Annotated in this window: 11 protein-coding genes; 5 read left to right on the top strand and 6 right to left on the bottom strand. The window is 42.7% G+C overall.

The window, feature by feature from the left end; all coding sequences use genetic code 11:
- Nucleotides 1–21: 21 nt before the first annotated feature.
- From GJB62_RS22745 to GJB62_RS22735, 3 genes are all read right to left on the bottom strand, one after another.
- Nucleotides 22–129 (bottom strand): photosystem II reaction center protein T, encoded by a 108-nt coding sequence (locus tag GJB62_RS22745; protein ID WP_012409025.1) that lies wholly within the window; start codon nucleotides 127–129, stop codon nucleotides 22–24.
- A 111-nt stretch (nucleotides 130–240) separates the two neighbouring features.
- Complete coding sequence (gene psbB / locus GJB62_RS22740) at nucleotides 241–1,770, bottom strand: photosystem II chlorophyll-binding protein CP47 (RefSeq protein WP_114081688.1); 1,530 nt, start codon at nucleotides 1,768–1,770, stop codon at nucleotides 241–243.
- A gap of 478 nt (nucleotides 1,771–2,248) precedes the next feature.
- Entirely contained in the window at nucleotides 2,249–2,575 is a 327-nt protein-coding gene (locus GJB62_RS22735) for a hypothetical protein (RefSeq protein WP_114081689.1), read from the bottom strand.
- Nucleotides 2,576–2,874: 299 nt separating this feature from the next.
- On the opposite strand from GJB62_RS22735, the gene GJB62_RS22730 reads away from it, so the two are divergent.
- From GJB62_RS22730 to GJB62_RS22720, 3 genes are all read left to right on the top strand, one after another.
- The gene (locus GJB62_RS22730) at nucleotides 2,875–3,741 is read left to right on the top strand and encodes a DNA adenine methylase (RefSeq protein ID WP_114081690.1); all 867 of its coding nucleotides are present in this window, start codon (nucleotides 2,875–2,877) and stop codon (nucleotides 3,739–3,741) included.
- 213 nt (nucleotides 3,742–3,954) lie between these two features.
- A complete protein-coding gene (locus GJB62_RS22725; protein ID WP_114081691.1) occupies nucleotides 3,955–5,607 on the top strand; it encodes an ABC transporter substrate-binding protein in 1,653 nt (550 codons plus the stop codon).
- A 69-nt stretch (nucleotides 5,608–5,676) separates the two neighbouring features.
- Nucleotides 5,677–6,702 carry an ABC transporter permease gene (locus GJB62_RS22720; protein ID WP_114081692.1) on the top strand — a complete coding sequence of 342 codons (1,026 nt, stop codon included), beginning with the start codon at nucleotides 5,677–5,679 and terminating at the stop codon, nucleotides 6,700–6,702.
- Nucleotides 6,703–6,851: 149 nt separating this feature from the next.
- Here GJB62_RS22720 and GJB62_RS22715 read toward each other — a convergent pair whose 3' ends face one another.
- Entirely contained in the window at nucleotides 6,852–7,193 is a 342-nt protein-coding gene (locus tag GJB62_RS22715; RefSeq protein ID WP_114081693.1) for a hypothetical protein, read from the bottom strand.
- 198 nt (nucleotides 7,194–7,391) lie between these two features.
- Here GJB62_RS22715 and GJB62_RS22710 point away from each other — a divergent pair, with 198 nt between their 5' ends.
- Together GJB62_RS22710 and GJB62_RS22705 are read left to right on the top strand one after the other, a co-directional pair.
- Nucleotides 7,392–8,492: an ATP-binding protein gene (locus tag GJB62_RS22710; protein WP_114081694.1), complete on the top strand. Its 1,101-nt coding sequence runs from the start codon at nucleotides 7,392–7,394 to the stop codon at nucleotides 8,490–8,492.
- A 292-nt stretch (nucleotides 8,493–8,784) separates the two neighbouring features.
- A complete protein-coding gene (locus GJB62_RS22705; protein WP_159402550.1) occupies nucleotides 8,785–11,490 on the top strand; it encodes an ATP-binding protein in 2,706 nt (901 codons plus the stop codon).
- A gap of 336 nt (nucleotides 11,491–11,826) precedes the next feature.
- On the opposite strand, the gene GJB62_RS22700 is transcribed toward GJB62_RS22705, so the two are convergent.
- Both GJB62_RS22700 and GJB62_RS22695 read right to left on the bottom strand, forming a co-directional pair.
- Nucleotides 11,827–12,942, bottom strand: a complete 1,116-nt coding sequence (locus GJB62_RS22700; RefSeq protein ID WP_114081697.1) for an ABC transporter permease — start codon at nucleotides 12,940–12,942, stop codon at nucleotides 11,827–11,829.
- Between the two features lie 106 nt (nucleotides 12,943–13,048).
- Nucleotides 13,049–13,930 carry an Npun_R2479 family HD domain-containing metalloprotein gene (locus GJB62_RS22695; protein ID WP_012409034.1) on the bottom strand — a complete coding sequence of 294 codons (882 nt, stop codon included), beginning with the start codon at nucleotides 13,928–13,930 and terminating at the stop codon, nucleotides 13,049–13,051.
- Between the last annotated feature and the right edge of the window lie 394 nt (nucleotides 13,931–14,324).

Genomic DNA, 14,324 nt, shown 5'->3' with positions numbered 1-14,324 from the left:
TAAAGGTCTGGTAATTAGGATCTACTTATCTTTTGGTTTCTCAAAGCGAGGGGGTTCGCGAAATGCGATCGCAAAAAAGATAGTACCTATACACAGAGTAAAAATCAAGATGTACGCAACGCTTTCCATATTATGAATTCCTGCCTATCCAGCCAGTAATTAAAGTTCTGAGTACTGAGTCACCGAATGCTGAGTCAGAGCCTTAACTCGAAACTCAGCACTCAGAACTCAGCACTGAAATTAGAGAGCTTCCTTCCGGCGGGTTGACTTGTCACCCACTTTCTGGAACAGCCCCCACTCAACTTGCTCTTCTAGATCCGCATCAACACCGGCAAATACGTCTCGGTAGATTGTCCGAGAGCCATGCCAGAGATGACCAAAGAAGAACAGCAGAGCAAATACAGCGTGTCCAAAGGTAAACCAACCTCTAGGACTGGTGCGGAATACACCATCAGAGTTCAAGGTTTCGCGATCAAATTCAAAGATTTCGCCACCTTGAGCTTTCCGAGCATACTTCTTCACATCAGCTGGTTCTGTAAAGGTTTTACCATTCAGATCGCCACCATAGAAGCTGACGGTGACACCAGATTGCTCGAAGCTATACTTTGATTCTGCCCGACGGAAGGGAATGTCAGCGCGGATAATTCCATCAGCATCGGTCAAAATTACTGGGAAGGTTTCAAAGAAGTTGGGGAGACGACGCACGGTCAATTCCCGTCCTTCAGAATCTTTGAATACAGCGTGACCTTGCCAAGATTGGGCAATGCCATCACCCTTCACCATCGGCCCTGTACGGAATAGACCGCCTTTAGCGGGGCTATTACCGACGTAATCATAGAAAGCCAGTTTTTCAGGAATCTGCGACCAAGCTTGGTCAAGGGTTGCACCTTGAGCAACGTCAGTTTGGACGCGGCGCTGAATTTCTTGACGGAAGTAGCCTTGATCCCATTGGTAACGGGTAGGGCCAAACAATTCGATGGGAGTGGCAGCGTTTCCGTACCACATAGTACCAGCAACAACGAAGGCAGCAAAGAAGACTGCTGCAATACTGCTAGAAAGTACTGTTTCAATGTTCCCCATCCGTAGGGCTTTGTAGAGCCGTTCAGGGGGTCTAACTGTGAGGTGGAATAAGCCTGCAATAATACCAACAACACCAGCAGCAATGTGGTGAGCCGCAATGCCACCAGGGTTATATGGGTTAAAACCATCTGGGCCCCATTCCGGTGCTACTCCCTGGGCAGCCCCAGTTATACCATAAGCGTCAGAAACCCATATCCCCGGCCCAAATAGTCCGGTGACGTGAAAAGCACCAAAGCCAAAACAAAGTAGACCAGATAAGAACAGGTGAATGCCAAACATTTTTGGCAAGTCTAGAGCAGGTTCACCAGTGCGGGGATCTCTAAATAGTTCCAAATCCCAGTAAACCCAATGCCATACGGCAGCTAGGAATAAAAGACCGGAAAGAACAATGTGAGCCGCAGCAACACCTTCAAATGACCAAAAGCCAGGATCGCTTGCTGGGCCACCAGTAACGTTCCAACCACCCCAAGATTGGGTAACGCCCAAACGCGACATGAAGGGTAGGACGAACATCCCTTGCCGCCACATCGGATTGAGAATCGGATCGCTAGGGTCATAAACAGCCAGTTCGTAGAGTGCCATCGAACCAGCCCAGCCTGCTACTAAGGCTGTGTGCATCAGGTGTACAGAAATCAGTCGCCCTGGATCATTCAGAACGACTGTATGTACTCGGTACCAGGGTAGTCCCATCGACTACGCTCCTCCTCGATGAGTTAGTTTACAAAGCAATTTTCTTACTGAGATTCTAAGGAACGAAATTCGCCACTCAGAAAACTCTCTCTTGTTTTTTGTTATTGCCAGAGCCAAAGTACTACCACAGTTAGTCTTATAAGTTAGACAGCGTGGGTGCTTTGGCAATGCTTACTCGCTTCGGGAGGTTTACCTTGTAGGGTAGCCACCGCCAAGCAAAAAATGAGAATGTTTTAAAAAGTGTAACTATTGATGGAATTGTTTGCAAGCGTGTAAATTGATGCGATCGCGTAGCATCTCAAAGTTTTTTCGCTACCAATCCCTCTTGGAGATTAAATTTACTTATCTTTATGAGAGGGGCGGGGAGAAAGGGGGCAGGGGAGACAAGGGGACAAGAGGTGAGAACTTGAAACAAGTCTTTCCCCTTGTCCCCAATTCTCCTTGTCCTCTTGCCCATGCCCAATTCCCAATGCCAATCCTACTGAACCACCAAATGGATATTTTGCAGTTGGCACTTCGCCTCAGCTGTGTTTAAGCGTTCAATTACCTGTTCAGCACTCATCAAACGCTTGAGTACTACTTGACCTATGGTAGTACCGACTGTGACTGGTATTGTCGGCTTCACTTCTATGGTTAAAATGGCTTCTTCAACTCGATAAAGCCATAGCAATTCGTTTTCTTCCACTAAACAAATATTCATTCGCTGAATATCTGGTTGCCGTCGCCATGCAGTTACTTGCCAGAGTCCATCAGATGCCCAGACTCTAGCAACTGCCCATCCCTCAGATAGAAAGAAATACTTCACGCTCTTAGTCTCACTATTAAACTTTCAATCTGCTGTTTACGATTACGATATCGTATATTATTTGTTAATTATGTATAACTAATAATAATTTAAATCAAAGACATTTAAATTATTGTTGCTCAATTTTAATAAAAATAAATTCTTCTTTGTATTGAATGTAGCTCAGTACAAAAAATAACAAGATCGCATATTTAAATATTTAGCTAATAATTGTATTTTGTTATTAAGTTTACAATAAATTTCATGTATGCTTTTGATACCAAATACAAAACATAAGCTTAAGAATATTTAGGGAAATTATGAACAAACCGATAAACTCACCATTTAGATATCCTGGTGGCAAATTTTATGCTCGACATTTGATTCTTAATCATATTCCTTTTCACTCTTGTTATGTTGAACCTTTTGCGGGGGGTGGTTCTATTTTTTTTGTAAAAGATAAAGTAAATATTAATTGGCTCAATGATATTGATGAATTATTAATAAATACCTTATTAATAATTAGAGATCAACCAGAAGAATTAATCAAATTTTTAGCAGGGGAATCCGCTACGAAAGAAAGACATACATATTACAAAAATGAATTCATCCCACAAAATCAATTAGAACAAGCTGGTAGATGGTTTTACCTTAACAGAACCTCCTACTCTGGGATTATGAAGCATCAAAATTGTTATTGGGGGTATGGTGACAAATACAGTATGCGTCCAGAGAATTGGCCCAGAAACATACGTCGAACTTCAGAGAAACTTCAAAACGTTAAAATTACTAATCTCGATTTTGAAGAAGTTATCGAATCTGTACCTAATGGATCTTTTTTATTTATCGATCCTCCTTATTTCAATGCAGATCAAGATAAACTTTATGCTCATTCATTTTCTAAAGACGATCATTTCAGGCTATGCCAAATATTAAATAGATATAAGGAAAAAATAAAATTTCTTCTAACTTACGATAATAACGACACAATTAGAAATCTATATGAATGGGCATTGGAAATACACGACAAAGAATGGAATTATACAATTAGTAGAAGTGATGATCAAAAAAATGGGAAAAGTAAGCAAGATAACTTGAAAGGCGAACGATATAAGGGGAAAGAAATTTTTATATTAAACTACTCTTCTCTTGACTCTACTTCTCCCAATTCGGAACAGTTAATTTAGAACTTTGAATTATTATGATGAGGTAAAGTTCTGCATATTATAGTAAGCATTTAATTATTTTTACTTAATCATCCTGAATACACATAAATTTATCTATCTTAGCAAAATCCTCTATAAAAAGTATCTAAAGTAGTAATTAATTGTAAAATTTTCTGTAAAACTAGCAAATTTATAGTATAATCACTGACTTCTCATTACATGAAATTTAACTGTATGACCTGGTTTTCCTTGTCCGTGCAACGGTGGGGTCGGATTACACAATTCCTATCTTTGTTCTGTCTATGCTTATTTTTAGTTGTTAGTTGCGCTCCTCGTCCACAGCCTCCTACGCCACCATCGGGTTCTGTAAGTAGCCCTACAGGTGATGGTCGTATTACTATAGGTACAACAGCAAAGCCGAGAACCCTTGATCCAGCTGATGCTTATGAGTTGGCATCCTTGGGTTTGGTGTTTAATATGAGCGATCGCCTCTACACCTATGAACCAGGAAGTACGGAAATTAAGCCCCAGCTTGCTACAGCATTACCTAAAGTCAGTCAAGATGCCTTAACTTATACCATCCCCTTACGTCAGGGAGTGGTTTTTCATGATGGGACTCCCTTCAATGCCCAAGCAATGGCGTTTACCATCAACCGCTTTATTCAAAATAAAGGAAAACCTTCATTCTTGCTAGCTGATGTAGTAGATTCGGTAAAAAGTACAAGTGATTATGAGTTAACCATTAAGCTGAAAAAGCCCTTTGCAGCCTTTCCTTCACTGCTGGCGTTTCCTGGAGTCTGTGCAGTTTCGCCAAAAGCTTACGAACTCGGTGCTGGTAAATTTAAGCCGAATATTTTTGTGGGAACTGGCCCTTACAAGTTAGCGCAGTATGGTACTGATTCAATAAGATTTGATACGTTTGATAAATATTGGGGGGAAAAACCAGCTAACAAGGGTGTTAACCTCCAAATTCAAACTAGTCCAGTCAATTTGTTTAATGCTTTCCGTACAGGCGCTGTAGATGTAGCTTATCTTTCGCTACAGCCTGATCAAAATCGGAGCTTAGAAGAAGGTGGTAAAAAAGGGGATTGGCAAGCGATCGCAGCTGAAGGTAGTGTAGTAAGCTATCTGGTATTGAACCGGAATCAAAAGCCTTTAGATAAATTAGAAGTCAGACAAGCGATCGCATCAATAATTGACCGTCCACTCTTAAATGAGCGGGCCTTACTTGGTCAAGCAGATCCGCTATATAGCATGATTCCCACAACATTTAAAGTTTCTGTGCCATTATTCAAAGATGCTTATGGCGATGCTAACTTTGATCAAGCTAAAAAATTGTTAACTACTGCTGGTTTCTCGAAAGAAAATCCGGCAAAAGTCCAGATTTGGTATCCTTCTAGTTCGCCTACTCGTAGTTTGGCAGCACAGACGCTCAAATCTCTTGTGGATGCCAAGATGGATGGAATTCTGCAATTTGAAGTTACCCCTGCGGAAGGCCCGACATTTTTTAAAGACATTGCCAAAGGATTATATCCAGGAGCTTTACTTGATTGGTATCCAGACTTTTTAGATCCAGATAATTACGTTCAGCCATTTTTGTCTTGTGACAAAGGTTCAGTTGCTAAAGGATGTGAAGATGGAGGCAGTCAAACTCAGGGTTCGTTCTACTATAACGAAGCGATGAATAAACTGATCGATCAACAACGCAAAGAACTAAATCCTGAAGCGCGTCAGAAAATTTTTGCAGAAATTCAAAAGCAAGTAACTGCTGATGTACCTTACGTTCCCTTATGGCAAAGCAAAGACTATGTATTTGCTCAAAAAGGTGTGAACAGTGTACAACTTAACCCAACCCAAATTCTGGTTTACCAGACAATTAAAAAGTAGTCATTAGTCCTCTGTCATTTGTCATTTGTAAAAATAAATGGCAAATGACAAATAATAAATAAGTAAAATATGTCTCGCTCTAAAGCTTTACAATATTACATAGTTTCTCGGTTGCTTCTTGCACCACTCCAGCTATTAACAATTATCACCATTGTCTTTCTCTTATTAAGAGCAACACCAGGAGATCCCGCAGATGCAATTCTTGGTGGACGTGCGCCGGAAGCTGCTAAAGAAGAATTGCGAAAACAACTAGGTTTAAACTTTCCTTTGTGGCTACAATATCTCAATTATTTGGGAAGCATACTGCGCTTTGACTTGGGAACGTCTTTAATGAGTCGCGGACAGAATGTTTGGGACATAATTGGGCAATATTTCCCGGCGACGGTGGAGTTAGCAGTATGTAGTATGGCGGTTGCACTCATCGTCGGAATTGCGGTTGGGACTCTTTCAGCTTCTCGTCCTGGGACATATTTCGATGTTGGTGGGCGCTTGTTTGGGATCATCACCTACGCACTCCCCATGTTTTGGGCGGGAATGCTTTTACAGTTGATTTTCTCAGTCCAACTGGGTTGGTTTCCCAATTCCAACCGCTTTCCGCCTAATCTTCCGGCTCCCACTCCTGTGACTGGGTTGTATACAATTGATAGCTTACTTGGTGGAAATCTCAGCCAGTTTTTCACATCTTTGCACCATCTTGCCCTACCGAGTCTCACTTTGGGAATTTTGCTGAGTGGGATTTTTGAACGAATTGTGCGAGTGAATTTAAAACAAACCTTGCAAGCCGATTATGTAGAAGCCGCTAGAGCCAGAGGTATTGGTGAAAATAAGATTTTAGCCTCCCATGCCTTAAAGAATGCTCTAATCCCAGTAATTACAGTCTTAGGATTAACTTTTGCCTCTCTGTTGGGTGGGGCGATTTTGACAGAAGTGACATTTTCTTGGCCTGGGTTAGCTAATCGACTGTATCAAGCGATCGCAGATCGCGATTATCCCACAGTCCAGGGAGTGCTAGTCTTTTTTGGTGCGATCGTTGTTAGTGCCAGCATTTTAATTGATATTTTAAATGCTTATGTAGACCCACGAATTCGGTATTAGCAAACAGTTATATAATTCTTTCTAACCTTCTTGTGGGGTGGGCAGCGTTCGACTGAGCGCTCACGCCGAAGTCTTGCCCGCCCTTTTGTATTAGATGAAGCAGTAAAATCTAAGTTGGGTTAAGCAAAGCGCAACCCAACGCAAAACTATCATTTCGTTTGGGAAATATTAGGGATTTGAGTTATCTGACCAAGAGATACTTTTACAGCTAAGATCGGTATAGCCGTAGCTGCAATCAGAACAGCAGTAGCCAGGATAATTGCAACTGGTTTACCACCATATTGGACTAAGACCTTAAAAATATTTTCTGCTGTCTGACCCCCAGCTTGAACTAATTCCACTGTATCTGATTTGCTTAAGGCGGCAGTAATATTTTCAGCGATATCGAGAAGTTGTTCTGTATTGTTTGACTGACTGAGAACATCTAGAGATTGAACTATTGGCTGTTGCTGTGTGGCTAAATTTTCATTTACAGGATAGTAAGTAGACATCGTTTTGCACTCCTATGTTGTTTCGATGTCTCTATATTCGCCTGTAGTCCATAGTTATACGTAGGATGTAGGTAAACGTAGGATTAGGTCATAAATACAAAGAATATCTACATAGACGTAGGATTATGTAGGTTTTGCTGTAAAATACTAAACTTATATCCAAGTATTAACTTTACTTTACCAACTCAACCAGGTTAAATGGAAGCTGAAGAAGCATTAGAATCTATTAAGCACATATTTGAGGAGAGAAAAGGAAAAGTAGTATCACTGAGCAAGTTAGAAGAAAAAGTTTTTCTACTAAGTTGGCAAGGTATGGATTATGGCGATATGACTTGTAAAATATATAAACCTACTGGCAAACCATATACAGAACAGTATTTCAGAGAAATAGGTAAAAAATTAATTGATAAAATTAAGAAAGTTTTAAATATAGACGACCTTGATAAAAGAAATTTTAGGGAAGAACTTGAAAACTTTTTTGATAAAAATTATAATTACCCTACTAAAAAACTATCTTATATCACTGCGCCAGAACCAGATTATACTAGTTCTCCAGAGTTACCTAATAATACTCTATCTGAGCTAAATCAAAATCCCTTCATTCCCCTTAATGCCAGAGTAGAAGAAAAGAATCTATTTTTTGACCGAGAGCGCGAAATCCGGCGAATATTTGAGGTACTAAATAGCGGTAGTAGTGTTGTTTTAATTGGGGAAGAGGGAATCGGCAAATCTTCGCTGCTATGGATGATTAACCAACAGGCGAAAAATTTTCTCAAAAGTGAACGTCAGCCAGTTTTCTTAGACCTAAATTTACTTCATAATGAAAGTCAATTTTATAGTGAATTGTGCCACGAGATCGGTATACCTGACAGTAAAGACTATCAGTTAACCCGCAATTTGCGAAGTTGTAAAATACTACTGGCTATAGACAATGTAGGAAAACTTACAGGCGAAGGTTTTACTCGCAACATAAGGGATTATTTGCGCGGTTTAGCTGAAGGAAGTAATGCTCCGTTGAAGCTGATTTTAGCTGCCACCGAACCTCTGAACAATCTTTTTAGGGATAGTCAGGAGCAAGGTAATACTTCTCCGTTGGCAGGTATTTGCCAAGAGGAACATATTCATCTTTGGGATGAAGCTACTATGCGTGCTTTTATTACCAATCGTTTGGCTAGAAGTTCAGTGAGTTTTACTGAAGAAGAAATCATCCAACTCATCCAAGAAAGTGGCGGACATCCTCGCAAACTGATGCAATTGTGTTATCGAACTTATTCGCGGTATGTGGAGAGTTTGCAATGAATGACACCGCTTTGACCTCTCCCCTACAAGGGGCTACGGTGTACACACAAGTTATCGAATTACCCCACCCTAGCCCTCCCCTTGGAAAGGGGAGGGAACTAGATTTTCTTGTTTCCCCCCTTTACAAGGGGGGATTAAGGGGGGTAAAACCCGGATCTCAAAGTAACTCCGATTTGTGTGTACACGGTAGCCTACAAGGGGAAGGGAGCAAAATTACTCCTATTCTCCCTTCCGTCATGGTGAAGAGGGTTGAGGAATTAGGTTCTTCACGGGTGAAGATGGAGGTTGAATAATGACCCCTGTACCCCGCCTAGATTTAGCGCCCAAGTTGAAGCGTCGCCTCTATTTGTGGAACCCCTTGGATTATCTGCGCCTTTTGTACTGGGTGTTTTTCTTTCCCCAGGCTTTGCGGTGGTATGTAAATGAATTCGGGGGTGGGTATATTCCTGAAGGGGAAATGAATTGGCAGAAGGGATGGGAGTTATTGCGTGAAAATGCTATTCAACGTCAGTTACTTTTCCAAGGATTAGTTTTAACAGTAGTTACACCTGTAGCTATAGGTCTAATTTTTCAGACTGCAAATGTTCGCATTAACTGGTTCGGCGTGGCGTTCGGCGTAGCGGGAGGCGTGGCGTTCGGCGTAGCGGGAGGCGTGGAGTTCGGCGTGGCGCGAGGTGTGGCGGGAAGCGTGGCGTTATGCGTGGCGGGAAGCGTGGCGGGAAGCGTGGCGGTAGGCGTGGCAGGAGGCGTGGCGCGAGGCGTGGCGGTAGGCGTGGCGGTAGGCGTGGCAGGAGGCGTGGCGCGAGGCGTGGTGCGAGGCGTGGCGGGAAGCGTGGAGTTCGACGTGGCAGGAGGCGTGGCGCGAGGCGTGTCGGTAGGCGTGGAGTTCGGCGTGGCAGGAGGCGTGGCAGGAGGCGTGGCGTTTGGCGTGGCAGGAGGCGTGGCGGTAGGCGTGGCAGGAGGCGTGGCGTTCGGCGTGGCGGTACTGCGTCCAGAAACTTGGCTTATTGGCTCACCTTTAAACTTGCGAACAATTCAAAACAGTAATTGGCTACTCCCCCGCATCACTCCGCTTCCTCTTCCTAATCTTGTTTGGCGCTTGGAAAATTGGTTGCAAAATGATTGGGAAACAGGTTTACATAATATTAATGAACTGCTGGCATATACCCTACAATTCATTCCTGTTATCCAAGCAGTTAATAGGGTACTTGCCAAAATCCCTTCAGACCAACTTGTTTGGACTGTCTCTCGACTGGCAGCAAATCCCTTTGATTGGGATATAGTACGTTTTACTTCGGCTTCTCTAAATGAAACCCTAAAGTCAAGGTTTATCAAAGATTTCTTCTCATTCCCTTTGTTCTTTTTCTTTCCTCATTCTTGGCGAGAAGGTTTACAGGCTCGTCTTAACACAGACACTCGTTTAAATACTCCTGCCCGTGCTGCTGCTGCTGGTTTCTGGCATCTGCATGAAAAAGAATCAGCCAGAGCAATAGAGGCTTTTACTGTAGTACGTTCTCTACTTTATGGTGAGGAAATGTATACCCTTGCCCAAACTTTAACAACGTTTCAGAAAGCTCAAAAACCAGCCTCTATTGCTGCTATCCAAGTTCCTCCTTTTCCACAGGAACCTCTTTTACATCCAGTTACCTGGAAAATTCTTGCTAATTTGCGTCGAGTTGTTGAGGATGTGCAGTTTGTTAATCGCAGTGTCTCACGTTCAGCTAGGTCTTTAGCCCTCAATCGAGCATTAGGCGAACTGACAAAGATCCTGAATCAAGCCAACACCTTGCCGCAAGCAGAGCGAGGCTTAATTATAGATATCGCTGAAACTTGGCAAGAAAGCCTTTTACAAATCGCTGGTGAAGTGGGAGAAATTTCCATCACCAAGCCTGTGGTTAATCCTTATGTTGTAGGCGACCCAGTTCAAGGTCATCTCTTTGTTGGGCGAGAAGATATCATCAGACAGTTAGAAGAACTTTGGGTGATGGGTAATCAACTCCAGTCTGTAGTTCTCTACGGTCACAGGCGCATGGGCAAAACTTCCATTCTGGTTAATGCTGCTAATTGTCTAGGCTCACAAATACAGCTAGCATACGTCAACTTGCTACGTTTGGGAGATAGTCCCCAAGGTGTGGGTGAAGTACTAATGGCAATTTGTGATGAAATTTCTCAAACTGTAAAACTTTCACCACCAGCTGATGCTGATTTACTAAATCTTCCCTACCGGACTTTTGAACGCTATTTAAAACAGGTTGAAGCACAGCTAGATGGTGGGTTAATCATCGCCTTAGACGAGTTTGAGAAAATTGAAGATTTAATTGAAGCGAACAAAATTCCTATCGAGTTTATGGGTTTTCTGCGCGGTTTGGTGCAAATGAGTTCTAAAATCGCCTTTGCTTTTGCTGGTTTGCACACTTTAGAGGAGATGACAGCAGATTATTTTCAACCCTTCTTTGCCAGCGTCATTCCTATTCATGTAAGCTTTCAAGAACGTGCAGCTACTCGCCAAATTCTCGCTAACCCAGATAATGAAGACTTCCCCCTCGACTACATCCCGGAAGCTTTAGATGAAATTTATGCTTTGACACACGGTCAACCATATTTAGTGCAACTGCTGGGTTTTCAGCTAGTGCGCGGCTACAATGACTTTGTTTTTGAGCAAGGGCGATCGCGTGACCCAGTTTTCACAATAGAAGATGTGGAAGCAGTTATCAATGACCCTGAGTTTTTCAAGCGGGGACGCTACTACTTTGATGGGGTTTGGGGTCAGGCGGCGCGGGGTGCTGAGGGTCAACAAGCAATTGTACGGGTGCTTGCACCTTACCCAGAGGGTTTAAGTCTGGATGCCTTAGCTCAGTCTACAGGTATGAACGATGCTGATTTACAAGAAGCGCTGAATACTCTGAAGCGTCATGATGTCGTTGAGGAAACTCAGGGAAGTTGGCGGATTATGGTAGAACTGTTTCGCCGTTGGGTTTTGCAGTTTTGCAGCAAATAGAAGGCGAATAGAATTCGCGGCTACACAGGCAAAGTCCGCCTTCGCGGACTAATTTCAGGGAAAGCATTTGTTACTTCGGGGTTCGCATTTGTTACTTCGGGGTTCGCATTTGTTACATCGGAGTTCGCATTTGCTACTTATGGGTTCGCATTTGTTATTTCGGCGATCGCATTTGTTATTTCAGCGATCGCATTTGTTACTTCAGCGATCGCATTTGTTACTTCAGCGATCGCATTTGCTATTTCAGCGTTCGCATTTGTTATTTCGGCGACAGCATTTGCTATTTCGGCGATCGCATTTGTTACTTCAGCGATCGCATTTACTATTATTGAGGGCTTATCTTCTCAAACTACGAGGGTCAAGAGCATCTCTCAGCCCATCACCGAGTAAGTTGAATGCTAGCACTGTGAGAATAATCAACACAGCCGGCGGCCAGATTAACCAAGGTTGCAGTACCAAAATGGAAGCATTGCTAGCCAGAGAAAGCATATTGCCCCAAGAGGGGTCTGGTTGTTGAATTCCCAAGCCGATGAGACTTAGTATTGCCTCTGCGCCAATAAAGCTGGGAATTGCAAGAGTAGCGGAGATAACTACATAACTAGCCGTTTGCGGCAAGACGTGGCGGAGGATTATATAAAGTGGGTTTGCACCCATCGCGCGTGACGCTTGGACAAATTCTCGCTCTTTAATTGATAGTACCTGTCCTCGAATGACCCGTGCTAAACCTGCCCAGCTAATCACCGAAGTAATCACCACAATCAGCAAAAAGCGCTGGGTACTGCTTAAACCAGGTGGTAAGACTGCTCCCAAAGTTACCAAAAGATAAATACTAGGGAAAGTCATTAGAACTTCTGCCAAGCGCATAATGACGCTATCAGTCACACCGCCTAAATAACCGGAAATTCCACCGATGAGCAAACCGAGGGGATAGGTAATAATAATGCCAAAAATCCCAATAAACATACTGATGCGACCGCCATGTAAGAGGCGACTAAATTGGTCGCGGCTTTGGTCATCAGTACCTAAGATATTGACTTTTGCGTCAGTTGTTGTGCCAAATAAATGCCAATTTAAGGGAATACCAGGAAAGATTGTGACTTCATCCCACTTGGGGGGTAGTGGCAAACTCATCTGCAACAATCGGTATTCTGGCCCGGAAACAAATAGACGCACAGGTGATGGCTTTTTGAAGTCTACAATGAGTTGGCGATCGCCTGTTTCTAAATTTGTGTCTCCCTGAGTTGTGGGATAAACATGGGGCCCGATAAACTGTCCTGATTGAGAAACCCAGTGTATCTTAGTTGGTGGCAGCAGTGAACCATTAGGCTGTGAGGCATAAGGGTCATAAGGAGCCACGAAATCTGCTGCAATTACTGCTATGTAGAAAATTAACAGCAAAATCGCCCCAAATTGTGCCAAAGGATTTTTCTTTAGTCGTCGCCACCAATCCATAGTAGTTAGGAGTTATAAGTTATGAGTTTATGAGTTATTAAAGTTTTATCTTAATTCATAACTCATGATTAATAATTATTAACTCCTAACTTTTAACTCCTAACTCTCAACTCCCCACTCCTAACTTCTCTAAATACTTCTGCTGTTCTTGCTGTTGTTTTTCGTGTTCTACAACAAACACGTTTGAGTAGAGATTAGCAAGAATTTGTTTGCCCTGTTGTGTCAATGATAGGTAATGCAGCCCTTCTTGGATATAGGGATAGACACCATTCCAGTAAAACTTAGCGTAGTTATTCCGTAAATCGGCAGGGGTTTTATAGCCTAAAACTTTATTTACACCAGTTTCTTCAAACTCGTAAAATAAAGAAGTAATTTTCTTCAGGTAACGTGGATCGCTTAGTTGACCAATCAAATCAGCAGCCCGGACTAAACCAGCAAAGCACTTTGTATCTTGATGATCTTCTGCCGCAGGCACGGGAAATCGCGTCAGTTCAATATTGCTCTTAATTGCCTCAGCATCTATTAACTTGTGACCTCCAAAACGCTCATCAATAAAAAGCTTGGCTCTATCAACATGATACGGCGTGAGACTGGCATCAGAAGCGCCAGGAGCTACAGAAACCATTTTGCCATTTTTACCTGTGGAATATAAGCCTACTGCTTCTTGGTCTAGTCGGCAAACCCCCTTAACGTAGCCAATATCATGGCTCACTAAGGAAATAATACAATGCAACCAGTCTTCACTGGAAACACCGCCTTCTCTGATGTGTTTGCCACGTAATATTTCTTGCCCCACAAGGGTGACAAGAACTGTGTGTTCAACATTGTGATAAAGGGCATCGCTGTTGGCAATATTTTCTAAAGCCATGTTACCAGCCCAGGCGATAATGTCCTGATAATCATTTTTGAAGCAGCCATAAGTGCGACGGTAGCCTTCTCGAATTTCATTTACAAAGGCATCAATTAAAATTTCAGTGGCATTGAACATATCTGGTGACTCTGGTAAATATCAATTATTTATTGATTTGATTGATTTCACAATTCCACTATCAGGATCGCCCTGGCTGGAATTTACCTGGATTTCTCACAAGTGAGAAATGAGCGTGAGTGTGGGGGGTGTGGGGAGTGTGGGGAGAAAGAGGAGGAATTGAATAACTGCACATCAATGAACGCTGCATTGCCTCCCACACCTCCCACACTCCCCACCCGAACCACACAATACGTGAGAAATTCGGGTTAGGGTAATGGAGTTTGCTCATTTGTAACTCACGTGTAGCTGTAGACGCTAGCTTGAACTATCCCTGGATGTACGACTTTTTGAAAAGACAAAGGCTTTAGAGGAATTAGGATTTGCGTAGATAAAAGCTTTTACTGGTTTAATA

This window comes from Nostoc sp. ATCC 53789 (genome assembly GCF_009873495.1).
In the GTDB taxonomy this organism is placed as follows: Bacteria; Cyanobacteriota; Cyanobacteriia; order Cyanobacteriales; family Nostocaceae; genus Nostoc; species Nostoc muscorum_A.
This window is presented reverse-complemented; position numbering and strand designations above follow the sequence as displayed.